This window comes from Streptomyces sp. KLMMK, from assembly GCF_036961605.1.
Lineage (GTDB): Bacteria > Actinomycetota > Actinomycetes > Streptomycetales > Streptomycetaceae > Streptomyces > Streptomyces telluris.
The window spans coordinates 28,192-53,634 of the sequence record NZ_JBAMDC010000010.1; the positions used below are offsets into that span (position 1 = coordinate 28,192).

At 72.8% G+C, this 25,443-nt stretch carries 12 protein-coding genes; 7 read left to right on the forward strand and 5 right to left on the reverse strand.

Features of this window, described 5'->3' with window-relative positions:
• The first annotated feature begins 164 nt into the window (after nt 1-164).
• The 4 genes from V7793_RS03520 (at nt 165) to V7793_RS03535 (ending at nt 3,679) form a co-directional block, all read left to right on the forward strand.
• The gene (locus tag V7793_RS03520) at nt 165-1,700 is read left to right on the forward strand and encodes an FAD-dependent monooxygenase (protein WP_335581398.1); all 1,536 of its coding nucleotides are present in this window, start codon (nt 165-167) and stop codon (nt 1,698-1,700) included.
• A 124-nt stretch (nt 1,701-1,824) separates the two neighbouring features.
• The gene (locus V7793_RS03525; protein WP_335581399.1) at nt 1,825-2,370 is read left to right on the forward strand and encodes a hypothetical protein; all 546 of its coding nucleotides are present in this window, start codon (nt 1,825-1,827) and stop codon (nt 2,368-2,370) included.
• Nucleotides 2,367-2,738 (forward strand): peptidase inhibitor family I36 protein, encoded by a 372-nt coding sequence (locus V7793_RS03530; RefSeq protein WP_335581400.1) that lies wholly within the window; start codon nt 2,367-2,369, stop codon nt 2,736-2,738. Before V7793_RS03525 ends, V7793_RS03530 begins: the two co-directional genes overlap by 4 nt.
• 419 nt (nt 2,739-3,157) lie before the next feature.
• Complete coding sequence (locus V7793_RS03535; RefSeq protein ID WP_443057834.1) at nt 3,158-3,679, forward strand: DUF4396 domain-containing protein; 522 nt, start codon at nt 3,158-3,160, stop codon at nt 3,677-3,679.
• A gap of 38 nt (nt 3,680-3,717) precedes the next feature.
• Here V7793_RS03535 and V7793_RS03540 read toward each other — a convergent pair whose 3' ends face one another.
• Complete coding sequence (locus tag V7793_RS03540) at nt 3,718-4,371, reverse strand: response regulator transcription factor (RefSeq protein WP_335581402.1); 654 nt, start codon at nt 4,369-4,371, stop codon at nt 3,718-3,720.
• On the opposite strand from V7793_RS03540, the gene V7793_RS03545 reads away from it, so the two are divergent.
• From V7793_RS03545 to V7793_RS03555, 3 genes are all read left to right on the forward strand, one after another.
• Nucleotides 4,298-5,179 (forward strand): LysR family transcriptional regulator substrate-binding protein, encoded by an 882-nt coding sequence (locus V7793_RS03545; RefSeq protein ID WP_335581403.1) that lies wholly within the window; start codon nt 4,298-4,300, stop codon nt 5,177-5,179. The two genes, V7793_RS03540 and V7793_RS03545, sit on opposite strands and share 74 nt — an antisense overlap.
• Before the next feature lie 241 nt (nt 5,180-5,420).
• Nucleotides 5,421-6,590, forward strand: a complete 1,170-nt coding sequence (locus tag V7793_RS03550) for a sensor histidine kinase (protein WP_335581404.1) — start codon at nt 5,421-5,423, stop codon at nt 6,588-6,590.
• A gap of 211 nt (nt 6,591-6,801) precedes the next feature.
• Entirely contained in the window at nt 6,802-8,394 is a 1,593-nt protein-coding gene (locus V7793_RS03555; RefSeq protein ID WP_335581405.1) for an MFS transporter, read from the forward strand.
• A gap of 1,466 nt (nt 8,395-9,860) precedes the next feature.
• Here the strand turns inward: V7793_RS03555 and V7793_RS03560 are convergent.
• From V7793_RS03560 to V7793_RS03575, 4 genes are all read right to left on the reverse strand, one after another.
• Nucleotides 9,861-10,997: an FAD-dependent oxidoreductase gene (locus V7793_RS03560; RefSeq protein ID WP_335581406.1), complete on the reverse strand. Its 1,137-nt coding sequence runs from the start codon at nt 10,995-10,997 to the stop codon at nt 9,861-9,863.
• Nucleotides 10,998-11,120: 123 nt separating this feature from the next.
• A complete protein-coding gene (locus tag V7793_RS03565) occupies nt 11,121-11,930 on the reverse strand; it encodes a hypothetical protein (protein WP_335581407.1) in 810 nt (269 codons plus the stop codon).
• Between the two features lie 26 nt (nt 11,931-11,956).
• Nucleotides 11,957-13,906 (reverse strand): class I adenylate-forming enzyme family protein, encoded by a 1,950-nt coding sequence (locus tag V7793_RS03570; RefSeq protein WP_335581408.1) that lies wholly within the window; start codon nt 13,904-13,906, stop codon nt 11,957-11,959.
• Complete coding sequence (locus tag V7793_RS03575) at nt 13,903-25,323, reverse strand: amino acid adenylation domain-containing protein (RefSeq protein WP_335581409.1); 11,421 nt, start codon at nt 25,321-25,323, stop codon at nt 13,903-13,905. The genes V7793_RS03570 and V7793_RS03575 overlap by 4 nt, the downstream gene beginning before the upstream one ends.
• Between the last annotated feature and the right edge of the window lie 120 nt (nt 25,324-25,443).

A 25,443-nucleotide genomic window follows, 5' to 3' on the forward strand; every position in this document is an offset into this window, starting at 1 on the left:
GACTCCTCCCACGACTTCCCGTCGGACCTCCGACATTCCAGTACGGGGCCGCGGCGCCGCCAAGTCCGGGCCCGGCCATTCCCGTCCGGGCCCGGCCATTCCGGGGAACACGCCGTGCAGGAGGGCGTCTTGACGGGTGGCCATCCGCGCCGAAAGGTGGGGGCGTGACGTACCCGGGCTCGGATGAGGACACCGGCGTCCTCGTCGTGGGCGCCGGTCCGACGGGGCTGCTGCTGGCGTGCGAGCTGGCCTTGGCGGGCGTACGGACCACGGCGATCGACAAGCGTGCGAAGCCGCACCGGGAGTCGCGGGCGCTCAACCTTCATCCCCGTAGCATCGAGCTGATGGACATGCGCGGCTTGGCGGGCCGGTTCCTGGACGCGGGCCGTACGGTGCCCGGCTGGCAGTTCGCCGTCAGCCTCAAGCGGCCGCTCGACTTCACCGCGCTCGACACCCGGCACCCGTACGCCCTGCTGCTGGCGCAGGCCGGGACCGAAGCGCTGCTGGCCGAGCGGGCCCGTGAACTGGGCGTGGAGATCCGTCGCGGACACGAGGCCGTCGCCCTCCGGCAGCACGACCATGGAGTCGAGACCGACGTGTCCGGCCCGGCCGGGCCCGTCACGATCCGTTCCGCGTACGTGGTGGGCTGCGACGGCGGGCGCAGCCTGGTCCGGCAGACGGCCGGTATCGGCTTCCCCGGGACGGGGGAGACGATGAGCGCGGTCGTCGGGGACTTCGCCGTCGCCGACCACGCATACAACGAGCAGGCCCGGCGGCACGGCGTGCTCGTCGCCCGCCTGGAGGCCGGATCGACACGGTACGTGATCATGGACCCGCAGCGGATCCGGGTACCCTCCACCGAACCGGTGACGCTGGAGGAATTCCGCACCTCGCTGATACGGGTCTGCGGAAGCGACTGCGCCATCGGCGAGCCGCGGTGGCTGTCGCGCTTCGGCAACACCACTCGCCTCGCCGAGAGCTACCGGTGCGGCAGGGTGTTCCTGGCCGGCGACGCCGCGCACATCCATTTCCCCGTCGGCGCCCAGGGGCTGAACACCGGGCTGCAGGATGCCATGAACCTCGGCTGGAAACTCGCCGCCACCGTCCGGGGGTGGGCACCGCCCGGCCTGCTGGACACCTACCACGCCGAGCGCCACCCGGTCGGCCACGCGGTCACCACCGGCACCCGCGCCCAGACCCTGCTGGTGGAACTCCCCCTCACCGAACAGTACGCGGGCCCCGCGGGGCACCTGTGCGAGCTGCTCGACACGCTCCTGGGGATGGAGGACGTCAACCGGTACCTGGCCGGCCGGATCGCCGCCCTGGACACCGTCTACCCTGCCACCGCCCCGGACGCCGACCCGCTGACCGGCCGGCGCATGCCCGACATCGGCCTCACGACGGCGTCAGGACCGGCCCGGGTCTACGAGCTGCTGCACGACGGCCGCTTCGTCCTGCTCCGCTTCGACGGCGGCGGGAAGCACTTGCATGCCACCACCACCCCTGCCTCGTCCGACCGCATCCGAGTGGTCAGCGTTCAGGAGCACGGCGACCACCGGGACCTGAAGGACGTGAGCGAGATCCTCATCCGGCCCGACGGCCACATCGCCTGGGCGACCCGCACCACAGAACCCCGCACCCTTCACTTCGAGAGGACCGGCGCACTGACCGCCTGGACGGGTTGCACCCCGGCCCCATAGTCACCTTTACGGGTGATAGGACGCATGCCCCCGCAAACCATGGGGAGGGTGAGGAGCATGTTCATGGTTCCCCAACAACCCACCCCACCCGTCGCGTTGATGTCCTCACCCGGTTGATCCGCGCATGCATCCCCGCACGCGGGCCGCCGGGCGACTGGTTGCCCCGATCCTTCTCGCCGGCTGCTTTCTGACCGGCTGCGCACCATCGCAGGCGCCCCGTCATCCGGCCGAGGATGACGTGATCAAGGCAGCCGGCCAAATACTCACCGACTCCTGTCTCACCCGTCAGGGCCTGAAGCCCTCGCGGCCGGGACGACGTACGTCGTCTCCCGCGCCCGAAGAGGCGAAGGTCGCCGAGGCGCTCTTCGGTTCGGGGAGGCCGGAACTGTCTGTTTCCCTGTCGACCGGCCATGTCGTGAGCGCGCACACGGACGGCTGTCTGGCCGCCGCGCAACAGCGGCTGTACGGCGATCAGCCCCGGTGGTTCCGGGTGTCGACGATCGTTAACAACCTCGGGCCGGAAGCCCGTCACACCCACCGCTCCCTGGACGAGCTCCGCGCGAAGCACCGTGCCGAGATCGCGGACTGGATGCGGTTGCGCACGCATGCACTGGCCGAAGCGACGGCACTGCTCGACGACCCATCAACGAAGGGACATCCACGCCCATGAAGCGTCTCACCGCTCTGCTCGCTGCTGCTCTGATCTCCGCCGGCGCTGTGACGGCCACCGCCTCATCCGCGTCGGCGGCAGAGTGTCGTCGTGGCTACTTCTGCGTCTGGACGCACGCCAACTTCGACGGCATGAAGATCGACCACAGCGGCGACGACCGCTGGTGGGAGGGCAACATGTCGAACCAGGACTCGTCGTGGGCGAACCACGGGGTCTCCGGACCAGGGGTCCCCGACCACGTGAAGATCTACGACGGCCGTGAGCTGACCGGCGGGGTCACGCTCTGCCTCGCGCCCGGGCAAGAGGTCAGTTACCACCCACGGGCGAATGACCACGGCAGCTCCCACACCTGGGCGAAGGGCTGCTGAGACCTCCACGCGGAAGCGGCTGCGCACCGCGGGCGGCCCATGCCCGCGGTGCGCAGCCGTACTGCCTGCTGTGTGCCCAGGTGGGCGGGGTGGATCCTGCCGGGACCGCACCGATCCAGCTTGGCAGACGGTCTACGGGCTCCGGGTGTGTCTCCAGCCGGGGGGAGGAAGCCGGTGCCGCGCAGGGGAGGTTCTGAGATCGCCTGTTCTTGGGCAATGCGGGTGTCATGGGTGATGACGGATGCGACCTGAGTGTGAGATGAGTGTGCCAGGGGGTACTTCCCTCGGGTGATGCCCCGCAGTGGGACTGATGTCTGCGTCACCGTCGTCCGCGTTCTCCATGCGGCCGACGGGCGCGACGCCGGGTTCGTACGGTGCGCCGCCGCCCTGCCCGGCGATCAGGAATGGTGATGGAGGCCATGGACCGCGACCCGCACCACACCGACCCCGCACACGATCGTGCTCATCAGAGCGGTGCCGGCCACGGAACCAGCCGCGGCGGGGCATCGTGGCCCATGGCGGCAAAGGCGACACTGCACTGCCTGACCGGATGCGCCTTCGGCGAGATCCTCGGCATGGTCATCGGCACCGCCCTGCTGTGGGGCAACGCGCCCACCATGGTTCTCGCCATCATCCTTGCGTTTCTCTTCGGCTACTCGTTCACGCTCTTCGCCGTCCGGAGAGCAGGCCTGGGCTTCAAGCCCGCGATCAAGGTGGCACTGGCCGCCGACACCGTCTCCATCGCCGTGATGGAACTTGTCGACAACGGCATCATTGCCCTGGTGCCGGGCGCGATGGACGCCCACCTGACCGATGGGCTCTTCTGGTCCGCCCTTCTGGGAGGATTCGCCGTTGCATTCCTGATCACCACCCCCGTCAACAAGTGGATGATCGGCCGCGGCAAAGGTCACGCCGTCGTCCATGCCCACCACGGACTCTGAAAGCACTTGCCACGAGGAGAGTGGACCGGGCAGGGCCCTCACTCCAGCAGGCCGTGCCTCATCGCCTCGGCGACGGCGGCCGCACGGTCCGAGACCCCCAGCTTCTCGTAGAGCCGCTGCGCATGCGTCTTCACCGTGCTCGCGCCCAGGAACAGCTCCGAGGCCAGCTCGGGGATGCTCTGCCCCTTCGCGAAACCGCGCAGCACCTGCCGTTCGCGCTCCGACAGCACCACGGCGTCGCGCCCGGCACGCAGCCGGATCTCGCCGGCCAGTCCGTCCGTCAGCTCCTCGCCCACCACGCGCTTGCCGCGCGCCACCTTCAGCACCGCGTCGACGATCTCCGAGCGCTTGGCGTCCTTCGCGAGATATCCGCAGGCACCTTCCTCGATGGCCTTGTAGACGACGGCGCTGTCGGTGGTGGCGGACAGCAGCAGAGTGCGGGTCGGGAGCCGGTCGCGGACCACCGCATGGATGACGGCGATGCCGTCCAGCTTGGGGATCCGGTAATCGATCAGGGCGACGTCCGGCTCGTGCTCGCGGATGGCTTCGAGCGCGGCTTCGCCGTCGGCCGCTTCCGCGACGACCTCCACCTGTCCGCTCAGCTGCAGTCCGCGTGTCATGCCCTCGCGGAAGACGGGGTGGTCGTCGGCCACGATCACCGTCACGCGCTCGCTCGCACCGGGCACGCCCATACCGCCTGCTCCCGCCTCCTGCCACGCCCCCGCACCGTCATGCCGGCGCTTTGTGTACAGAGCCGTATCCGACGATAGGCAGGTTTCCGTTCAACCGCTCTCCGGAGCCGCCGTCCACCGGGCCGGAGGAAGCGAAGCCCGTACGGCTGCTCCACCGGTCGGCCGACCTCTTTCCGAGGTCGTCAGCGGAAAGCCGGCCGGAGGCCCAGCAGCTCAAGGCCCTCGAACGTGCCATCGGCGCCCGCTTGCTCGTGCGTGGCCGCGACGGCATACGCCCCACCCCCGCGGGCGAGGCGCTCCTGCCGCACGCCCGTACAGCACCCTCCTCGACGGCATCCTCCCTGCCGTACCGGCTTGGGCGCTCGCACGGCCGCATGCCCGTCTGTGCGTCGCCGTGCACGAGAACGGGCGGTCACTGGAGGAGTCCGTCGCCTCGGGCGCCGCAGACCTGGGCATCGGGCCGCAGCCGGAGGGGTGGTGCGGGCAGGTGTGGCCCTGGTGCACCGAGGAGCTCGTCGTGGCGTGCGCCGAAGACGATCCCCTGCGCGGCGAGACGGTATCCGTGCGAGAGCTGCTCGGTCGCCGGTGGATCCGCTGCCCGGACGACGGGCTGCAGCCGGTCCCGCTCCTTGCCGCCGCTGCCCATGAGGCATCCGTTGACGCCTCCGCTGACGCCGACGAGGCCACGGCCGATCGTCCGCCTCCCGTGCTCGACGTGCCCACGCTCGGCGCCGCCGTGACCCTGGCGGCATCCGGCACCGGTATCGCCGTTACTCCCCTCGGCTCCCTGCCGCCCGGGCGACGCTAGTGGGCCATCCGGCTCGACCCACCGGTCACCATGGCCCGCATTCCCCACAGCCCCCGCATCCGGTACGTCCCGCCCGTCCCGTACCGATCAGGAATGACGGGTCCGACGCGCACGATCGGGTAGCGTCACCCACGTAATTCGCCCCATAGCGCATCCCCTGTGTATCCCCATGTGCCTGTCCCGCTGAGAACCCGTGTGCGGTGCGATGACGACCCGGTGGCGTGAACAGCAGATCAGCGGCGTGACCGAGCTGACTACCCGCTACGTGGCATGGCTGCGCCTGCCCTTGCTGGTCCCGATCCTCCTCGCCGCAGTGGAACCGCCGGAGTCCCTCAAGGCCCCGTGGTTCCACGGCACGCTCGTGGCCTACGCAGCCTGGTCGGTCGCCCGCCTCGTGGCCGTTCACCGGCACCCGCTGGCGGGGGCCCACGGCGCGGTGCGCGCGGCCGCCGTCGACGTGGTCGCCGTCGGCGTCCTCTCCGCCCTGTCCGGGGGACCCGATTCCGCAGTGCGTTACGCCTACTTCGTCCTCCCGATGGCCAGCGTCCTGTGGCAGCTGCCGGTCGTGACGGCCTGGCTCGGCGCGGCCTGCATGGCCGCCTACGCTGCCATGGCCCTGCCGCACCTGCTCTCCCACGCGGCACCGGCCGTCTGGCCGGTCGTCGTCGACGAGGCGTACCTGCTGTGGGACGTCGGAGCCGCCGTACTGATCGCCGCGCTGCTGGAACGACGCAGCAGCCGGGTGGCGAAACTGCTGGACGCCAGGGAGGCGTTGCTACGGAATGCGCTCGACGCCGAATCCCGGGAACGAGCGGTCCTGGCGGACGCGCTCCACGACAGCGCCGTACAGAACCTGCTCGCAGCCCTGCACGAGCTGGAGGAAGCTGCGGAGGACGCCCCTTCGCCCGCCCTGGCACGCGCCGAGGAGGAGGTCCGGGGCACGGTCCGGGAGCTGCGCGAGGTCATCTTCGACCTCCACCCGCAGGTCCTGGCCTCGGCGGGGCTCGCGGCCGCCCTGGAATCGGCGGGGGAGCACGCCGCGCGCCGCGGCGGCTTCACCGTCCACGACGACCTGCGGCTGGACGGTCGCGTCCCCGGCCAGACGCTGCTGTACTCCGCGGCCAGGGAACTCCTCGCCAACGTCGTGCAGCACGCCGACGCGAGCAACGTCTGGGTGACCCTGGCACGGGATGGCAGCGACACCGTCATGACGGTGCGCGACGACGGCAAGGGCTTCGACACGGATATCGTCCGGAAGCGCCTGGAGGCCGGTCACATCGGCCTGGCCAGCCACTACGTGCGGATCGAGAGCGCCGGTGGCCGCTTCAGCGTGGACAGCGCGCCGGGACGTTCCACCACGGTCGAGGTGCGATTGCCGTACGAGACCGGGGCCGCGAACAGAGTCCCTTGACCTCCTGCCCGGCAGGCCGGTGGATGCCGGCGTCCCCCACGCGATCCGCCACTCGGAGGACGGCAGGAACACCGTGCGGCTGCCTACGGTCGAGAGCGAGACCGAGACCGAGACAGCGACTGGGACCGAGACAGCGACTGGGACCGAGACAGCGACTGGGACTGGGCCCAAGGCCGAGACCGCTGACGCAGCCCGACGGGGAGGTCCGCACGTGATCACGTTGAATTCCGCACGGGGCAGGCTCGTACTGACGATCTGCTGCCTGGCCACGCTCATGGTGGGGGTCGACAGCACCGCGGTCAGCGTCGCGCTGCCGGCGCTCGAAAGAGGCCTCGGTGCCTCCGTCCGCGGCATGCAGTGGGTCATCGACGCGTACAACCTGGTCGTGGCGTCGCTGATGCTGCTCGCGGGCGCCATGGGCGACCGATTCGGCCGCCGTCGTACGCTCCTGGCGGGGTACGCCGTCTTCACCGTCGGCTCGGCCCTGTGCGGGGTGGCGTCCGGCCTGGACGGTCTCATCGGCTTCCGGGTGCTGCAGGCCCTCGGCGGCGCGATGCTCGGCCCCGTCTCGCTCTCGGTCATCACGCACACCTTCACCGGCAAGGGGGAGCGCGGCCGGGCGATCGGCACGTGGAGCAGTACGTTCGGCATCGGACTGGCCGCCGGGCCGCTGGTCGGCGGTGCGCTGGTGGCCGGCGACGGCTGGCGCTCGGTCTTCTGGGCCAACGTGCCGATCGGGCTCGTCGCGCTGCTGCTGACCGTCCTATGTCTGCCGGAGTCGCGAGAGGCGGCGTCCCGCAGGGCCGATCCGGTGGGGCAGCTCCTCGTCGTCGTCCTGCTCGGCTGCCTGACGTACGCCGTCATCCAGGCACCCCGCCAGGGCTGGGGGACGCTTCCGGTGGCCGGCGCTCTCGCGGCCGCCGCCGTCGCCCTCATCCGCCTGGTGCCCTACGAGCGCCGGAGCTCCCATCCGCTGATCGACCCGCGGTTCTTCCGCAGCCTGCCGTTCAGCGGCTCGGTGGCCGTCTCCCTGACCTCGTTCGCGGCGCTCGGCGGCTTCCTGCTCATCAGCAGCCTCTACCTCCAGGACGTCCGGGGCCTGTCCGCCTTGTCCGCCGGCCTGTGGCTGCTGCCGATGCCGGTCATGACCGTGCTCCTCGCGCCGGTGGCGGGGCGGCTGACGGGTGGCCGAGAGGCGCGGCTTCCACTGCTGCTCGCAGGGACGGCGATGGGGCTGGCCGGGCTGATGTGCGCCGCGTTCCACGCCGACGAATCCGTCGTTCCTCTGCTCGTGGCGTACGCGCTGTTCGGTGCCGGCATCGGGCTGGTGGACGTTCCCGCGACGGCCCTCGCGGTCTCCGGCATGCCGCGCTCGCACGCGGGGGTCGCCTCGGGGGTGACCATGGCTACATGCCGGGTGGGGGCGGCGCTGGGGGTGGCGGTGTTCGGTGCGGTGCTCTCGTCGGGGCTGCACGGCGGCTCGCCAGTGGGCGCGGGTACGGCCGGGTTCGCGGACGCGGCCCGCCCCGCGTGGTGGATCATCACGGGCTGCGGTGCCGCCGTGGTGATGCTGGGTGCCCTCGTCACAGGACGGCGGGCGGAGCGGAGCGCCCGTGAAACGGCCGTCCGGCTGTTCCCCGACAGCGAGCCGGCCGAGAGCTCGTCCGCCCCCTGCGGCACGGCCGTCGAGCAGTGCGGTCGGCAGCAGGCCCTGACGCCCGCGCCTCGACGTACGACGGACGACGCCTCGCCCGGCCCCGCCGCACGATCCACCAAGGGTCCGCCCGGTACGGTCACGCCGTGACGGGCGTGGCGATCGCGGGGCCCGGGTGTGCCGACGGTCCGTTCGTCCGCCGCGGTGGCGGGCAGCGCAGTGGCGCCGACCGCCATGGCCGAGGCTGCCGTGGCCAGGAGCAGCATGCGCTTGCCGCGGGTGATCCGGATCTTCGTCATGGGCGTTACCTGTGCCTTCTGGAGGGTGCGGAGGTGCGAAGGTGCGAGGGGCTTCTGGGAGGGGAGTCGGAGTGGGAGCGGGGGCGACGGCTCCAAGGGCAGCAGGCTCAGCCGTCGCTGCCCGCAGCCTGCGTTCGTAGCGCAGCGGTAGAGCCCGACCTGGGCACGGCTGCCCACCCCGCCCTTGGCGGTCGCCGATCCCATGACGTGGACGGGCGTAGCCGTGCTGCTGACCGGCTCGGGTCCGGACAGAGCGCTCCAGCCTTCGCCGGCGTCGTACCGGGCCCCGATCTCCAGCCGTCCGTCGGTGTGTTCCTCGGCGTCCACGGCGATCGTGCCGTCGGCCGAGACGTCGTAGAAGTAGTCGACCTTGAGACTGAGGACGATGGGCACCGGTCCCAGCCACACCGTCTTGTCGACGTTCACCTCGGCGGCCGGGATCCGCAACGGCTTGTGCCCGGTGTCGTAGGAGGCAGTGCTCTTGGCGTGAACCTTCACTCCGTACTGGTAATCGGCCGCCATGCCGATCCGTGCACGCGACGGCTGTACGCCGTACCAGTGCGCGCGCTCGTAGGAGAAGAGGAACTCGGGGCTGAGGCCGAGTGATGCCGACAGGGCGGACGTGTGCCCTTCGGTCGGCTTAACGCCGTCCGGGACGGGAACGTCGACGTCCAGCCGGACCCCGCGGCCTTGCGGTCCGGCACCGGCGGTGACCTTGCCGCCGGAGGCGAGCGGCTTGGTTTTGAGATCGCCGGGAGTCAGCGGAACCGAGGCGTCGACCTTGGCGTCGCCGAGTGCGTCGGCCGGCGTGGCGGGGACGGTGTCCACGGCCATCGAACCGTTGCCGTTCGCGTGCACGGCGGCCACCTTCACGGGCACGCCGTGCGGCGTGTCCGGAGTCGCAGGGCCGGCGATCACGTCTCCGGCGTGCACCTGGGCGAGATCCCCCGGGGCACCATTGGCCGGTGACCGGGCCGGGGCGAGGACGAATCCGCCTGATGGTGCGCGGACGGTCAGGCGCGCGTCACCCACCGGGACGGGGGTGACGGAACCGTCCGGCGCCGGGCGCGTCACGGCGACCGCTGCCTTGTCGGCGGGGCCGTCCGTCAGCCGGAGCACGGGCGGCGCCCCGCCGCCGCCACCGTTCGCCCCCTCGGGGGCGGCAGCGAAGGAGACGGAGGCGGGGACGACCGTGCCGAGCAGGGCCAGTGGGACGGCCCCGGCCGTGCGCCGTCGGCGATCTGACGAGACAGCACCCTTCCGGCGCCTGTGCGCGGGGCTGCGCAGCCCGCTGCACCGTTCACACGGCCGGGCGGCTCATGAGGTCTGCTCGCTTTCGAGGAACGCGGCGACCAGATCCTGGGCCGTGTTGTTGTCGGAGCCGATCTCGTAGAGATCGGCACCTCCGAAGGCCGTGATCTCGGCGCTGCGGGGGAACATGGCCTGCTCGTACTGGGTGAGCGCGGCCTCGATGTCGTCGGGGTGCGCGGCGAGGGCCGCCCCGAGTTCGGCGCCGTCGAGCATGGCCAGGTTGGCGCCTTCGCCGTTCGGGACCGCGAGGTGGGCGGCGTCGCCGAGCAGGGTCACCCCCGGCACCCGGTCCCACCGGTGCCCGGTCGGCAGGGCGTAGTGGGGGCGCAGGACCGGCGCGGTGTCGCCGTCGGTGATCAGGGCGGTGAGTTCCGGCGCCCAGCCGTCGAACTCCCGCGCGATCCGCGCGGTGGCCGCGGCGGCATCGGTGAAATCGATGGTGGCGAACCAGTCCTGCGGCCGGGACAGCATCACGTAGGTGTGCAGGGTGTCGCCGCTCTCCCGGTGAGCGAAGATCTCCGCGCCCGGCGCGGGCGCCATCATCGACCCGCCGCCGACCGCCTTCGCGGCGGCCGGGTGCCGGGTGTCGGCGTCGAACAGGTAGGTCTCGACGCATGATGTGCCGGCGTACTCGGGCACGGTGGCGGAGAGCAGCGGCCGGACCCGTGACCACGCGCCGTCCGCGCCGACCAGCAGGCTGGTGACGACGGTGCTGCCGTCGGCGAAGGTCACCTCGTGGCGACCCTCGCCGAGGGCGCGGGTGCTGCCGGCCTTGCAGCCCCACCGGACGGTGCCGGCCGGGAGCGAGTCGAGCAGGATCTGCCGCAGGTCGCCGCGCTGGACCTCGGGGCGTCCCCCCGTGCCGTCGTCGGCCTTGTCGAGCAGGACCGTGCCGTCCCGGTCGAGGACCCGCATCGCCTGGCGGCCCTCCAGGACGATGGCGTGGAACTCGTCCATCAGGCCGGCCGCCTGGAGGGCGAGCTGCCCGTTGTAGTCGTGGATGTCGAGCATCCCGCCCTGCGTGCGGGCCGCCGGGGAGGACTCGGCCTCGTGGACCGTGACCGGGATTCCGTGGAGGTGCAGGACGCGGGCGAGTGTGAGTCCGCCGAGTCCGGCGCCGATGATCGTGACAGGGGTGCGCATGGTGGCTCCTTCGGGATCGGGGCCGCCCGGTGAGCTCCGGCCGGCCGTCTCCCGAAAAGGTGCCGGACCCCGTCGACGGGACGCCGACACCGGACCGACAACCCCCGACAGACGACCGACACTTCACGGCTCGCGACGTACCGCCCCGACTGCGCACGAGGGCGTGATGCCGGGCGGAGGAGCAGATCCGGCCGCCCCGTTCCCGGCCGGAGCGGGTTCGGTGAGGCCGGCGCAGGTGGTGGCCGGGCTCTTGTCCTTGGAGAGGAAAATGGTCTGCGCCATCATCCGGTACCCCGACATTCCCTCGCGCAGCGTCTCGATGGATTCCTCCGGGTGTACCGAGTCGATCACCGCGTTCGGTCCCACCGCGTTGAACTGGTGGGACACCCCGCGCGGGATCTGCATGTCCACCCAGGAGTTCGGCGGCACGATCACGTTGTGCCGGTCCCGGTGCACCCCGGCAGGGGTGCCGGGCAGCGCGTCGGTGAACGTGCTCAGCGGACCGGCCCAACCCGCCGCCGCGGGGCGCACCGTGATCGGGGACAGGCTGGAGACCCGGATCGTGGTCTCCGGGCCCGTCATCATGCGGACGAACCGCAGCCCGGTGTGCAGGTGCATGCGCGAGCACATGTCGCGTTCGGTGGTGTCGTAGAAGTCCATCAGGTAGCGGTCGGCGAAGAAGCCCTCGAAGGGAGGCTCCAGCATGAAGACGTCGCCTTCTTCGAATTCCTGCGCCTGTTTGAGCGCACCGGCCGGGGTCGGGCCGGCCCCCTCCGTGCGGTGTGCCGCCCGGACCAGACCGGCGAGGGCGTCGACCACGGCCAGGGCGACGTCCGGGGGCAGCATCACCACCGGGGTCAGCTGGTTCCTGCCGGGATCCTGGTGCCGCCGGACGTCGAGGATCTCGTCCTCGTGGTCGGGGGACTGCTTCATGCGTCCGGTTGTTTCGGTGCGGTGTGTCATCCAGTCGCTCCAGCGCGCTCGTTCGGTCCGGAATCCGGCTGTCGTGCCCACAGCACGCCGCCCAGGTCGTGTCGCCCGGCGCGCAGGACCGAGCAGCCCGTGGCCGGGAATCCGCGGTCGCGCAGCCGGGCGAGCCACGTCCAGCGGTCTGTCCCGCCGTCCCCGGCGGAACCGTTCAGGAAGGACAGCAGGGGGCCCAGGGGCCACACCGGGCCGCCGGCCGCGGGCCCGTGCGGGAGTACGAGCAGCGAGCCGTCCCCGAAGCGGGCCTCGGTGCCCAGCGGCACGGGCGGTCCCTCGAATCCGTGGCGGGCCGCCACGTCCGCGGTCAGTTCCGCGTGCGCTGCCAGGGGCCACTCGGCGAGGAGTGTCCTGTGCCAGCGGGCCTTGGCCCGGGACAGTTCCCCGCCGTCCTCGTCGCCCTCGTCGCCCTCGTCATGCCAGTGCTCCCGCATGAAGTCGAGGGCGCCGAAGACGACTTCGCCGCTCGCCCGCGGGGCGCGGTCCCCGGGGGAGGCCCACGCGGCCAGCGAGCGCAGGCCGGGGTGCTCGGCCCCTGTGTGCAGCAGGTCGTGCGCGGTGGCCGCGGCGTGGCGCAGCAGCCGTTCGTACCGTGCGGGAGCCAGGCGGCGTACGGCGAGGCCCCGGCTCATCGCGGTGCGCCGGGGTTTGCCGGTGGGGGTCGCCAGGAACCCGCCGAACTGGATCGCCGCCGGCCGCAGCGGCGCCCGTTCGTACAGTTCGCGTACGGCGGAGACCGGCTGCTCCGTGACGACCAGTCCGATGTCCTGGCCGAGCGTGGGTTCGTCCACCGCGACGGCTGCGAACCGGCCGGACAGCCCGGCCTCGCGCCAGCCGTGCTCGATGTCGAGCGGGTAGTGCTTCTCCCCGCCCCGGTTGATCCGCTCCCCGGCGCGGCCCCGGAGGACCAGCAGGCCGTCCCGCAGTTCGGCCAGGTCGCCGGTGCGCAGCCAGCCGTCGTCGGTGATCGCGGCCGCCGTGGTGCGGCTGTCCTGCCAGTAACCGGTCATCAGGTCCGGCGTTCTGATCCACACTTCACCGGATTCCAGCCGCAGCTCGGTCTCCGGTAGCGGTACCCCGACCGGGGGCGTGTGCTCCAGGTACTGGTCGCGGAAGTCGGCGTCGTCGAGCCGGGGCATGGTGAAGCTGAAGTTGACCGCCTCGGTCAGGCCGTAGCCCTGCCGCAGGCGCGGGCCGTAGCGGCGGTGGAACCGGCGGGCGAGGTCGCTGGTCAGCGGGGCGGCCGCGGTGATCAGGTACTCCAGGCCGTCCGGCCAGTCGGGACCGGCCTCCAGCAGGTCCGCCAGCAGGGCGGGCACGATCGAGGCGGTTCGGGCCCCGGCGGCGTCCAGCGCCGCGAAGTAGCCGGCCGGATCGAAGACGGCCGGATCGAGGACGGCCGGGTCGGAGGCGGCCTGCAGGGTCAGCGGCGCGCCGGTGAGGTGCGTGCCGAGCAGCGACATGATCAGTGCGTTGCAGTGGTACAGCGGCAGGCAGGTCCCGTGGGGGCGTTCCGGTGTCAGCCCGTGCAGGGCCGCGGTTTTGGCGGCGTTGCCCAGGACGGCTCGCCGGCTGAGCATGACCCCCTTCTGCGGGCCGGTGGAGCCGGAGGTGAACATGATGAAGGCCAGGTCGTCCGGGGCCGTGCGGACGTCGGGCAGGCCGGTGCGGTGCAGCCCGCGGAGGTCCACCAGGGCCGCCGCGGAGACGCGTTCGGCGATGCCCGCGACGGCCCGGTCGGTGGTGCGGGGGTGCAGGGGGACCGCGACGAGGCGCAGGTCGAAGCAGGCGAGCAGCACGTCCGCCAGTTCGCGGCCGTTGGGCAGCCGGATCACCACCCGTGCGCCCGCGGGCAGTCCGGCGAGGGCACCGGAAGCGGAGCGGGCGCAGGAATCGGTGGGGGCGCCGGAATCGGTGCGGGTCAACGCTGCCTCCTCAGCAGGTCACGGAGCTGGATCCCGACTTCGTGCACGTGCTGCGGCTGCATCGCCCGGTAGTGGCGCGCAGAGACGTACCCGACGGTCAGGTCGCCGCCGACACGAGGCCGCCACAGTTCGTGATTCGGGACGGGACGCGGCCCGTCCCCCGTCGCCTCGATGTAGGTCGCGTCACCGGGGTAGTGCGGGGGCCGGTAGGCGCGGGCGAGCTTGTCGTGGTGACGCGACACCGCGATGACACGGCGGATGTCGTCCTCGGTGAACCGGGCGAACACGCTTCCTTCCCGGCGCAGCAGGGCCGAGACGGTGGCGAAGTCGAGGCCGGTCGCGGCCCAGCGTGCGTCGTCCAGGCCGGCGGCGGTCAGCAGCACCCGGTGGACGCGCTGGTCGTTGATGGGCTCTTCCGGTGCGGCCGTGGCATCGGCGGCCGTGTCCACCAGACACAACGCGCCGGCCGGCTCGCCCAGCTCGTGCAGCCGGACCGCCATCGCGTAGGCCACCAGCCCGCCGAAGGACCAGCCGACGAGGTGGTACGGGCCGCGGGGGCGGACCGAACGCATCAGGTCCACATAGCGCTCGGCCATCGCTTCGACGCTGCCGGGCAGATCGCTGACCCCGCCGGGTCCCTCGGCCTGGATGCCGTACACCGGGTGGTCCCGGTCGATGTGCCGCAGCAGCCCCGCGTACAGCCAGCTGATCCCGCTGAGCGGGGGCGCGCAGAACACCGGCGCCGCCGGCCCGCCCGTGCGGAACGGCACGAGGTGCGTGGCCCCTCCCCCGAGCTCTCGGCTTCGCTCGAGCAGGGCGGTACCCCCATCCGGCGACGCCCGGTTCAGGAGACGGGTCAACGCGGCGGGGGTGGCCGCCTCGAAGACGTTCCGGATCGTCGCTTCCAGCCCGAGCACGGCCCGTACCCGGTCGGTCAGCCGCGCAGCCAGCAGCGAGTGCCCGCCCAGTTCGAAGAAGTTGTCGCCGGGACCGACCCGGGGCAGGTCCAGCACGTCGGCGAAGAGTCCGCACATGAAGTGCTCGTTCAGGTTCTCCGGAGGCGCCGGGTCTCCTGCGGGGGCCCAGTCCGGTTCGGGCAGCCGGTCGCGCAGCAGCTTCCCGTTGGGGCTGAGGGGGAGCTCGTCCAGCCCGAGCAGGCGGGCGGGCAGCATGTAGTCCGGCAGGTGCGCGGCCAGGTGCGCGCCGACGGAGCGCAGGTCGGCGCCGGCGGGGACGACGTAGCCGACCAGGCGGCGGTCGTCGGCCTTCCGGTCGTGTACGGCCACCGCGGCGGCGTCGACGTCGTCGTGGCGGGTAAGCACGGCCTCGATCTCGCCGAGTTCGACGCGATGGCCGCGGATCTTCACCTGATCGTCGGTCCGGCCGTGGAAGCGCAGGACACCGTCGGAGGTCCATGACGCGAGATCGCCGGTGCGGTACATCCGGTGCCCCTGCGGCCCGAAGGGGTCCGGGACGAATCGGGTCGCTGTCAGCGCAGGCCGGTGCAGGTACCCCGTCGCCACACCGGCGCCGGCCAGGTAGAGCTCGCCGGTCACGCCCGGCGGCACCGGCTGCAACCGGGCGTCGAGGACGTAGCACCGGGTGTTCCACAGGGGACGCCCGAGCGGCACCGTGGCGCCCGCCGCGCGGCCGACCGGGTGCGTGGTGGACCAGACGGTCGTCTCCGTCGGGCCGTAACAGGCCAGCAGCGACGCCGTGCGGCCGGACAGCGTCGCGGCCAGTTCCGCGGGTACGGCTTCGCCGCCGATGACCGCGCGGATGTGGCGCAGCCTCTCCGGCCGCCGGGCCACGAGGGCCTGCCACAGCGAAGGGGTCGCCTGCATCACGGTGACCCTGTGCCGGTCGAGCAGCGCGGACAGCTCGTCGGGCTCGCGGAGCGCTCCCTGGCCGGCGAGCACCATCGTGGCGCCGGTGACCAGGGGCAGCCACAGCTCGGGCTGGGACATGTCGAAGCCCGCGGGCGCGGCGGCCAGGATCCGGTCGGCCGCACCGACCGCCAGCTGCTCGCGCAGCGCGAGTACCAGGTTGGTCAGCGCGCTGTGGGGCACGACGACGCCCTTCGGCCGCCCGGTGGAGCCCGAGGTGTACGTCACGTACGCCGTGTTCCGCGGCACGACCGCCGGTTCCCGGGCACCGGTGGTGACGGTGAGCCCGTCGTCGACCCCGTCGTCATCCACCGCGTTGCCCACCACCAGCAAGGGGCGGGCGTCCGCCAGCAGCGCCGCCTTCCGCTGCGGCGGCAGCCCGGGGTCGACGGGCAGCCAGGCGGCACCGACCGACTGGACCGCGAGCAGCGCGGCGGGCAGGCCGGGGTCACGCCTGAGCTCCAGTGCGATCAGACTGCCCGGGCCGGCTCCGCGGGCGCTCAGCTCCGCCGCGATCAGAGCCACCCGCTCGGACAGCTCCCGGTAGGTGCGCACGCTCTCCCCGTGCCGTACGGCCGGCGCGTCGGGAGCGCGGCGCGCCTGTGCCGCGAACAGTTCGGCCACGGTGGTCGAAGGCACATCGCGGGCGGTGGCGTTCCAGCGGACGGTGATCTGCTCCCGCTCGCCGGCGACGAGGACCGGGAGGTCGGCGACCGGGCGGTCCGGCTCGGCGACCGCCGCCCGCAGCAGCCGTTCCAGCCGTGCGAGGAGCAGACGGGCGGAGGCGGGGGTGAACAGTTCGGTGTCGTACTCCAGCTCGCCTTCGACGCCGGCTGCCGCACCGTGGTCGCCGTGGTGCGGGCGCAGGCTCCACAGCAGGTCCATGCGGGAGGCGCCGCCGGGCGCGGCGACCGGCTCGGCGCGCAGCCCCGGCAGGTCGAACTCGACGGGCGGCGTGTCCTGGAAGGCCAGCATCACCTGGAAGACGGGATGTGCGGACAGCGAGCGCGGCGGGTTGACCGCCTCGACCACCGCCTCGAACGGCACTTCCTGATGGGCAAAGGCGTCGAGATCGGTGGTCCGGACCCGCTTCAGCAGTTCGGTGAACGTCGGCGTTCCGCTGAGGTCGGTGCGCAGCACCACCGTGTTGACGAAGCAGCCGACGGTCTCGTGCAGCGCCTCGTCGTGCCGCCCGGCCACCGGTGTGCCGATGGGGATGTCCGCACCGGCGCCGAGCCGTGACAGCAGCACGGCGATCGCAGCGTGCATCACCATGAACAAGCTGGTGCCGGTGGACCGAGCGAGCCGGTCCAGCTGCGCGTGCAGGCCGGCGTCCAGGGTGAAGCCGACGGTCTCCCCGCGGTGCGCGGACACCTGGGGCCTGGCGTGGTCGAACGGCAGCGGGAGCGCCTCGGGGGCGCCGCGCAGCGTCTCCGTCCAGTAGGCGATCCCGGCGCTGAGGTCGGTGCCGTGCTGCCGGAGGGCGTAGTCCGCGTACTGCACGGGGCGGCCGGCCCACTGCGGGGCCCCGCCCGCGGCGCGTGCCCGGTACGCGGTCGACAGGTCGCGGGCCAGGGGAGCCAGGGACCAGCCGTCGGCGGCGATGTGGTGCAGGAGGACCAGCAGCACGTGCTGCTCGGGTGCGGTCTCGAAGAGCACGGCCCGGACGGGGAGTTCGCTGCCGAGGTCGAAGACGTGCGCCGCCGCTTCGGCGAGCAGGCCGGGCAGCTCGGCCTCCGAGGTGGTCACCGTCGCGAACGGCAGCGCCTCCGCGCCGCCGATGTGCTGGTGCGGCTCGCCGTCGGTCTCGGTGATGGTGGTGCGCAGGCTCTCGTGGCGGACGAGCACGTCGCCGAGGGCCGCGCGCAGGTGCCCGGCCGCCAGGGGGCCGCTCAGCCGGGTCGCGAAGGACATGTTGTAGACCGAGTTGGGGCCGGCGAACCGGCTGAAGAACCACAGCCGGCGCTGCGCGGGCGAGAGCGGGATCCGCTCCGGCCGCGCGGCTGCGGCGAACCCGGCAGGCGGGGTGCCCGCCGGCTCCGGCAGGCGCCGCGCCAGGTCGGCGACGACCGGGGCGTCGAAGAGGGTGCGGATGCTCAGCTCGGAGCCGGTTTCCGCCCGCACCCGGTTGATCAGGCGGGTGGCCAGCAGCGAATGCCCGCCCAGATCGAAGAAGCTGTCCTCCGCGCCGACCTCGGGGACCCCGAGGGTTTCGGCGAACAGCGCGCACAGGAGCCGTTCCCGCTCGTTCGCCGGCGGGCGGCTCGCCCGCACCGCGGACTCCGGTCGCGGCAGGGCTCTGCGGTCCAGCTTGCCGTTGCCGGTCAGCGGGATCTCGTCGACCGGCAGGATGAACGCGGGCACCATGTGCGCGGGCAGGACCGTGCGGGCGTACTCGCGCAGCTCGGCGGGTGCCGGCTCTCCCTTCGTGACGGCGTAGCAGAGCAGCCGGCCGCCGTCGGCATCCGTGTCCGCCAGCACCACGGCGCGTTCCACCGCGGGGTGTTGTTCGAGGACGCGCTCGACCTCCCCGGGCTCGATCCGGTATCCGCGGATCTTCACCTGGTGGTCCGTCCGGCCCAGGTACTCCAGCGTGCCGTCGGCCCGGCGCCGCGCGAGGTCCCCGGAGCGGTACATGCGGGTGCCGGGCGCGCCGAAGGGGTCGGCGACGAAACGGCTCGCGGTGAGCCCGGGGCGTCCCAGGTACCCTCGCGCCACGCCGGGACCGGACACGTAGATCTCACCGGGGCAGCCGGGCGGGACCGGCCGCAGCGCGTGGTCCAGCAGATGCAGCCGCAGGTCGGGCAGCGCGGTGCCGATGACCCCGGCGGTCTCGCCGGGGTCGGTCAGCTCGGCGTAGGTCGCATGCACGGTGGTCTCGGTGATCCCGTACATGTTGACGAGCCTCGGCCTGCCGGGGCCGTGCCAGGAGCGGATACGCGTGGGTTCCAGCGCCTCACCGGCGAACACGACGACCCGCAGCGCGGGCAGGGCGCCCGGCTCCGCTTCCGCTTCGGCCTGCGCGAGCTGGTAGAACGCCGACGGGGTCTGGCTCAGCGCGGTGACCCGCTCCCGGGCGAGCAGCGCCAGGAGCTCCCGCGGCGACTTGGCGACGTCGTCCGGCACCACCACCAGGCGGCCGCCGCGACCGAGCGCCGTCCACATCTCCCACACCGAGACGTCGAAGGCGTAGGAGTGGAACAGCGTGTGCACGTCGTTGTCACCGAAGCCGAACCGGGCGTCGGTCACCGCGAGCAGCCGCCCGACGTTGCGGTGCGACACCACGACGCCCTTGGGCGCTCCGGTGGAGCCCGAGGTGTAGATCGCGTAGGCGACGCCGTCGGGGTCCACGGCCCGGCCGAGGTCGTCCGACGGGTAGCGGGCGGCCGGATCGGTGCCGTCGAGCACGATCTGCGCGTCCGGCACCGCGAGCGGCCCGGAGGTCACCACGAGCACGGGAGCGGCGTCGGCCAGCACCTGCCGCACCCGCTCCGGCGGGAGCGCCGGATCCAGGGGCAGGTAGCCGGCTCCCGACTTCAGCACGGCCAGCACCGCGACCACGAGGTCCGGGGAACGTCCGAGCACCAGGGCCACCAGGCGTTCCGGTCCGGCCCCGTGCGCGACGAGGAGCCGCGCGAGACGGTTCGCCCGGGCGTTGAGCTCCCCGTACGACAGGGTGGCATCCCCGCAAGTGAGGGCGGGGGCCGCCGGCCGGCGGCGCACCTGCTCCTCGAACAGTACGGGCAGGGCGTCCGCCGCCGTCCGCACCCCGGTGTCCGCGGGCTCCTCGCGTTCGTCCGGGAGCAGCAGATCGAGCTGCCCCAGCCGCGCCTGCGGATGCGCGGTGATCCGTTGGAGCAGCACGCCGAGGCGGTCGAGCAGGCGGCGGGCTCCCTCCTCGTCGAACAGGTCGGCGCTGTGGTCGAGGCGGAGCCGCAGGCGGCCGCGGCCCGGCATGGCGATCAGCGTCAGGGGGTAGTGCGTGCCGTCCCGGCCCTGGACGTCCCGGATGTCGAGGCCGGGCACGAGATCGCGCAGTGCGTCCTCGCCGATCGGGTAGTTCTCGAAGACCACGACGGTGTCGAAGAGTTCGGCGTGCCCGGCGATCGACTGCAGCCGCGTCAGGTCGGCGTGCTGGTGGTCCAGCGTGGACAGCTGCTGGGCGCGCAGCTCGGCGAGGGACTCGGCGACCGAGCGGCGTGGATCGAGGCGGACCCGCACCGGCACCGTGTTGATCAGGAGGCCGATGATGCCTTCCGCACCGGGCAGTTCCGCCGGTCTGCCGGAGACCGTCGCACCGAACACCACGTCGTCGCGGCCGGTCATGGCGCCGAGCAGGACGGCCCACGCCAGCTGGACGACGACGTTGGCGGTCAGCCCGTGCTGCCGTGCCACGGCGTCGATCCCTGCGCTCGTGATGTCGTCCAGCTCCGCCGTCAGCCGGTGGCGGGCCGCGGCCGAACCGCGCCGTCCCGCGGTGCCGACCAGCGTCGGGCCGTCCACGGAGGACAGCAGCGCGCGCCAGGCGGCCTCGTCCGCGCGGGAGTCCCTCGTCGACAGCCAGTCGAGGAAGTCGCGGTACGGCGTCGCGGGCGGGAGCGCGTGACCGGCGTAGAGGGAGAACAACTCCTTGATCAGGATCGGCATAGACCAGCCGTCCAGCAGGAGGTGGTGCGTGGTCAGGACGAAGGTGTGCCGCGCGCCGGCGTGGTGCAGCAGGGCCGCCCGGACCAGCGGGGGGCTGGCGAGGTCGAACCGTCTCCTGCGGTCGGCGTCGAGGAAACGCTCCAGGTCCTCGTGCGCGGGTATCTCCTGCCATTCCACGGTGAAGTCCGGGACGACCACCTGGACCGGACGCCCCGACGGGCCGTGCCGCACGCCGGCGGAGAGCTGGGGATGGCGCAGCAGCAGGCGGTGGAGCGCGTCGCGCAGCGCGGCGGGGTCCAGCGCTCCGCCGAGCTCGAAGACGAACTGGACGAGGTACGGGTCGGCGCCGTCGTGGTCGTAGAGCGAGTGGAACAGCAGACCCTGCGCCAGCGGCGGCAGGGGCAGCTCGCCCGTCGCCCGGGCCCGGCCCCGCCGCGTCAGGGCCTCCAGCACGTCGAACCACCGGCGTGCGAGCCCGGAGATCCGCTCTTCGGTGAGCAGTTCGCCCGGCCAGGACCAGTGCGCCACGAGCCGGGGCCCGTCCGGGCGGTCGGTGATCACGGTGTCGAGTTCCACGGTGTGGGCCATCGCCAGCTTGCCGCCGGTGGCGGGGCCGAGCACCGAGGAGCCGGCCGGCACCGCCCAGTCGCCGGCGCCGCCTACGTCGAACCGGCCCAGGTAGTTGAACGCGAACTGCGGCGAGGGCCGGGCGGCCAGCGCCGGAGCGGTCTGCGGGTTGCCGTGCCGCAGCAGGCCGTAGGTCAGGCCGGCGCGCGCGGCGTCCCGTACGCAGGACCGCACCATGGCCACCGCGCCGTCCAGCGCGGCCGGATCGGTGCGGGCGTCCGCCCAGGAGCAGCCGGGATCGAGCACCACGGGGCACAGGGTGGTGAACCAGCCGACCGTGCGGGACAGGTCCAGGTTGGCGGCGAACTCCTCGCGCCCGTGGCCTTCGAGGTCCACCAGCAGCGCGTCCGGTCCCTCCCGCCAGTCGGCGGCGGCCAGCGCGAACGCGGTCAGCAGCAGTTCGTGCACCGAGCAGTCGAAGGCCGCGGTCGCGTCGCTCACCAGACGCGCGGTGAGCGCGCCCGGCAGGGTGACCGAGTGCCGGCGGCGGGTGTCCTCGGTGTCCACTGCCCCGTCCAGCGCACGGCCGGCGACGGGGGGTTCCTCGGGTACCGCCGGCCAGCGGGAGAAGTCCCCGAGGACGGACGGGTGGTGCGCGTACTGGACCAGTGCCTTCGCCCACTGGGGGAAGGAGGTTCCCGTCGGTTGCAGCTGCGGTGTGCGCCCGTGCCGTACGGCCTCCCACGCGGTGCGGAGGTCTTCCTGGAGGATGCGCCAGGAGACGCCGTCGACGGCGAGGTGGTGCACGGTGAGGGTCAGTTCGCCCGGCTCCGCCGGCCCGGGGTCCCGCCAGCTCGCACGGACCACCTGGCCGTTCCCCGGGTCGGGCATGGTGCCCGGCCGGGTCAGCTCGACGGTGGCGTGCGGCAGCACTTCCAGGCTCCACAGCCCGTCCACCGCTCTCAGCGACAGCCGCAGCATGCCGTGGTGGTCGACCAGCGCCTGCACCACCGCGCGCACCTGTGCTTCGGTCATGCCCGCCGGAGTGCGCACGGTCAGGGACTGGACGAAGCCGTCGACGGGTCCGCCGCGTTCGCGCAGCCAGTGCATGACGGGTGTGAGCGGGACCGTGGGGTCGTCCGCGTCGCCCAGTGCGATCCGGTGCCCCGGCTCCGGCACCGCTCCGATGCCGTCGGCGAGCGCGGAGACGGTGGGCGTGCGGAACACGTCCGGGGTGCTGACGGCCAGACCGGCCCGCTGTGCCGCACCGGCGAGCTGGATCGCCTTGATGCTGTCGCCGCCGAGCTGGAAGAAGTCCTTGTCGAGCGGGACGCTCTCCAGGCCGAGGACCTCGCCGAACAACTCGGCCAGCCGCCGCTCGACGGCGGTGCGAGGAGCCCTGGCCACGTCCGTGCTCCCGGCGTCCGTGCTCCCGGACTCCGGAGCGGGCAGCGCGCGCCGGTCGAGCTTGCCGTTACGGGTCAGTGGCAGCCGGTCCACCGCCACCACGGCCGACGGCACCATGTACGGGGGCAGCCGGTTCGCCACGCCGCCGAGCAGCCGTGCCGTGTCACCGGACGCGGCCACGTAGGAGACCAGCCGCCGCACCCCCGGCCGGTCCTCGCGCAGGATCGTCGCCGCCTGCCGCACCCCGGGCTCGGCCAGGAACGCGGCGTCGATCTCCCCCGGTTCGATCCGGTACCCGCGGAGCTTGATCTGTCCGTCGGCCCGACCGGCGAACTCCAGCCGCCCGTCGCGGTTCCAACGGGCCAGATCGCCCGTGCGGTAGACGCGGGCGCCGGGCGGACCCGACGGGTCCGGCACGAAACGCTCGGCGGTCGCGGCCGCCCGACCGACGTAGCCGCGCGCGACCCCCACGCCCCCGAGGTACACCTCGCCCACCACGCCGGGCGGCACCGGCCGCAGCGCGTCGTCGAGCAGCAGCACCCGCTTGCCGTCCAGCGGCGTACCGATGGGCACCGAGCCGGCGTCCTCCGCCAGGCCCCCGATGGCGAACCTGGTTCCGAACACCGTGGTCTCGGTGGGCCCGTAACCGTTGACAACGGTGAGTTCCGGCAGCGCGGACCGCACGGCGCGCACCGCCACCGGGGACACCACGTCACCACCGGTCCAGACCTGGCGCAGCCCGGCCAGACAGGCGGGGTCCTCGGTGGCGAACGCGTCGAACAGCCCGGCGGTCAGCCACAGTCCGGTGATCCCGGTGGCGGCCGTGATCCGGGACAGTGCGGCCGGGTCCAGCCTCCCCGGCGGGGCGACGACCACCTCGCCGCCGGTCAGCAGGGGCACCCACAGCTCCAGGTTGAACGCGTCGAAGGCGTGCGGCGAGTGCAGCAGCACCCGGTCCGCGCCGCCCTCGGACCACCACCGGTCGGCCGCGAGCGCGGCCAGGTTGCCCTGGGTGATGGCGACGCCCTTGGGACGCCCCGTGGAGCCGGAGGTGAACATCACGCACGCCAGCGCGTCCGGTGTCGCCAGGGGCGCAGGCGTGTCCGGTGTCGCCAGGGGCTCACCGGCCGCGGTTCCCCGTGCCCGTACGTCCAGCTGCCGCACACCACGTTCCCGTGCCGATGCGACGATGCGGTCCCCTACAGTGGTCCGGTCGGTGAGCAGTACCCGTGCTCCCGCGTCGGACAGCATGGCCTCCTGCCGGGAGACCGCGTCGTCCCGTTGCAGGCAAACATAGGCCGCGCCCGCCTTCACCACGGCGAGCACCGCGACGACCAGCTCCACCGATCGTTCGAGCAGCAGCGCGACGGTCTGCTCCGGGCCCGCGCCGGCCGCGGCGAGCGCGGCGGCCAGCGCCGAACTCCGCGCGTCCAGCTCGCGGTAGGTCAGCCGCTCCCCGGTCCCGGCCGAGTGGACCGCGACCGCTTCGGGTGTGCGGGACGCCTGTGCGGTGAACCGGCCCACGGCGGTGCCGGCGGGCGGGCCCGCCGGCCGCTCACCCGTGCCCAGAGCGGCGGCGTGCCGACGCTCCCCGGCCGTGGACGCCGCCATCCGCGCCGGCGGTGTCTCCCGGTCGGCCTCCGTCGCTTGCCGCAGCACGTGCAGGAAGCGGTCGGCGACGTCCTGCAGCAACTCCTCGCTGTGGTTGTCGGGATTGGCGTCGAAGTCGAGGCGCAGCACGCCGTCGCCACGGTCGTAGGCGACGATCGAGAGGTCCTCGGACGGCGGCGCCTGCAGGTTGTGGGCGGTCGCCGTCACCGGACCGAACCGCAACGGCCGGTCGAAACGCTGGATGTTGAGCACCGGGCCGAAGAACTTCCGGCCGTCCTCGGGGTAGCCCAGCTCGCGTCGCAGATGCTCGCCCCGGTACCGCTGGTGACGGCGTACCAGCCGCAGCTCGTCGGCGACCCGGTCGAGCAGGGCGCCGAGGGGGGCCGCCGGATCGACGTGTAACCGCAGGGGGAGGACGTTGGCCGACATCGCGGGCACGGTCCGGGCGAGCACGGCCGGACGGCCGGCGACCGGCAGGCTCAGAACGACGTCACGGCTGCCGGTCACCGCGTGCAGGTAGACCGCCGTCGTCGCGGTGAGCAGCCGGGTCCAGCGGTGCCCGAGACGCTGCGCGCCGTCCCGCAATCCGGCGAACTCCTCCGACGTCAGCACCTTGGTCAGCCGCAGCGAGCGGGCCGTGGCCGGGACCGCATGGGTGCCGAGGCTCAGGAAGTCCGGCCGCCCGGCCAGTCGCTCCAGCCACCAGTCCCGGTCCGCGGCGCGTTCGGCGGCTTCCCGGTAGGCGGCCTCGGCCTGTACCAAGGGACGGAGGCCGGCCCAGCCGCTCTCCGGAACGGCGCGCCCGTCGTACAGACAGCTGTAGACCTCGGCGACGCGTTCGGCGAAGAGGGCCATTCCCGCCCCGTCCAGAGCGATGTGGTGAACCCGGTGGTACACCAGGGAGCGGTCGTCGGCCACTCGCAGCACGGCCCCCAGGAACAACGGCCCGGCGTCGCTGCCCCCGGCTTTGCCCAGCTCGGCCCGCATCCACTCCAGTGCGGCGGCGTCGGGGGCGGGCGTTCCCCGGAGATCGACCACTTCGACGGTGTGTTCCGGGTCGCGGAGGAGCCGTTGCACCGGTGAAGAGCCCGTCGCTTCGACGATGCGGACGTTGACCGCCTCGCAGTCGGCAGCTGCCCTGGTGACCGCGGCGGCCAGGAGACCGACGTCGGTATCGCCGTCAAGGACGAGGTATTCGGCCCATTGGTAGGCGCCGGGACGGCTGTGCCCGGCACGCTCCGCCAGCCAGACCCCGAGTTGAGCCTCGGAAAGGTGTGATTCAGGACAGCCTTCGGGCATGAGTATGAGCATCCCTATCGGTCTTGCCGACGTGACGCCGGCGACTGCCGTCGGATGTGCGCGGTTGATCAAAGTGGCCCGCTCCATCGAAACACAGCAGGCAATGGGAGAGTAAAGGCG

Bases quoted from the DNA above. Each gene is read 5' to 3' on its own strand.
- V7793_RS03560 (WP_335581406.1), bottom strand. From the start codon at position 10,997: ATGCGCACCCCTGTCACGATCATCGGCGCCGGACTCGGCGGACTCACA.
- V7793_RS03545 (WP_335581403.1), top strand. From the start codon at position 4,298: ATGCCCTCGCGGAAGACGGGGTGGTCGTCGGCCACGATCACCGTCACG.
- V7793_RS03575 (WP_335581409.1), bottom strand. From the start codon at position 25,323: ATGCCCGAAGGCTGTCCTGAATCACACCTTTCCGAGGCTCAACTCGGG.
- V7793_RS03540 (WP_335581402.1), bottom strand. From the start codon at position 4,371: ATGGGCGTGCCCGGTGCGAGCGAGCGCGTGACGGTGATCGTGGCCGAC.
- V7793_RS03535 (WP_443057834.1), top strand. From the start codon at position 3,158: ATGGACCGCGACCCGCACCACACCGACCCCGCACACGATCGTGCTCAT.
- V7793_RS03525 (WP_335581399.1), top strand. From the start codon at position 1,825: ATGCATCCCCGCACGCGGGCCGCCGGGCGACTGGTTGCCCCGATCCTT.
- V7793_RS03530 (WP_335581400.1), top strand. From the start codon at position 2,367: ATGAAGCGTCTCACCGCTCTGCTCGCTGCTGCTCTGATCTCCGCCGGC.
- V7793_RS03565 (WP_335581407.1), bottom strand. From the start codon at position 11,930: ATGAAGCAGTCCCCCGACCACGAGGACGAGATCCTCGACGTCCGGCGG.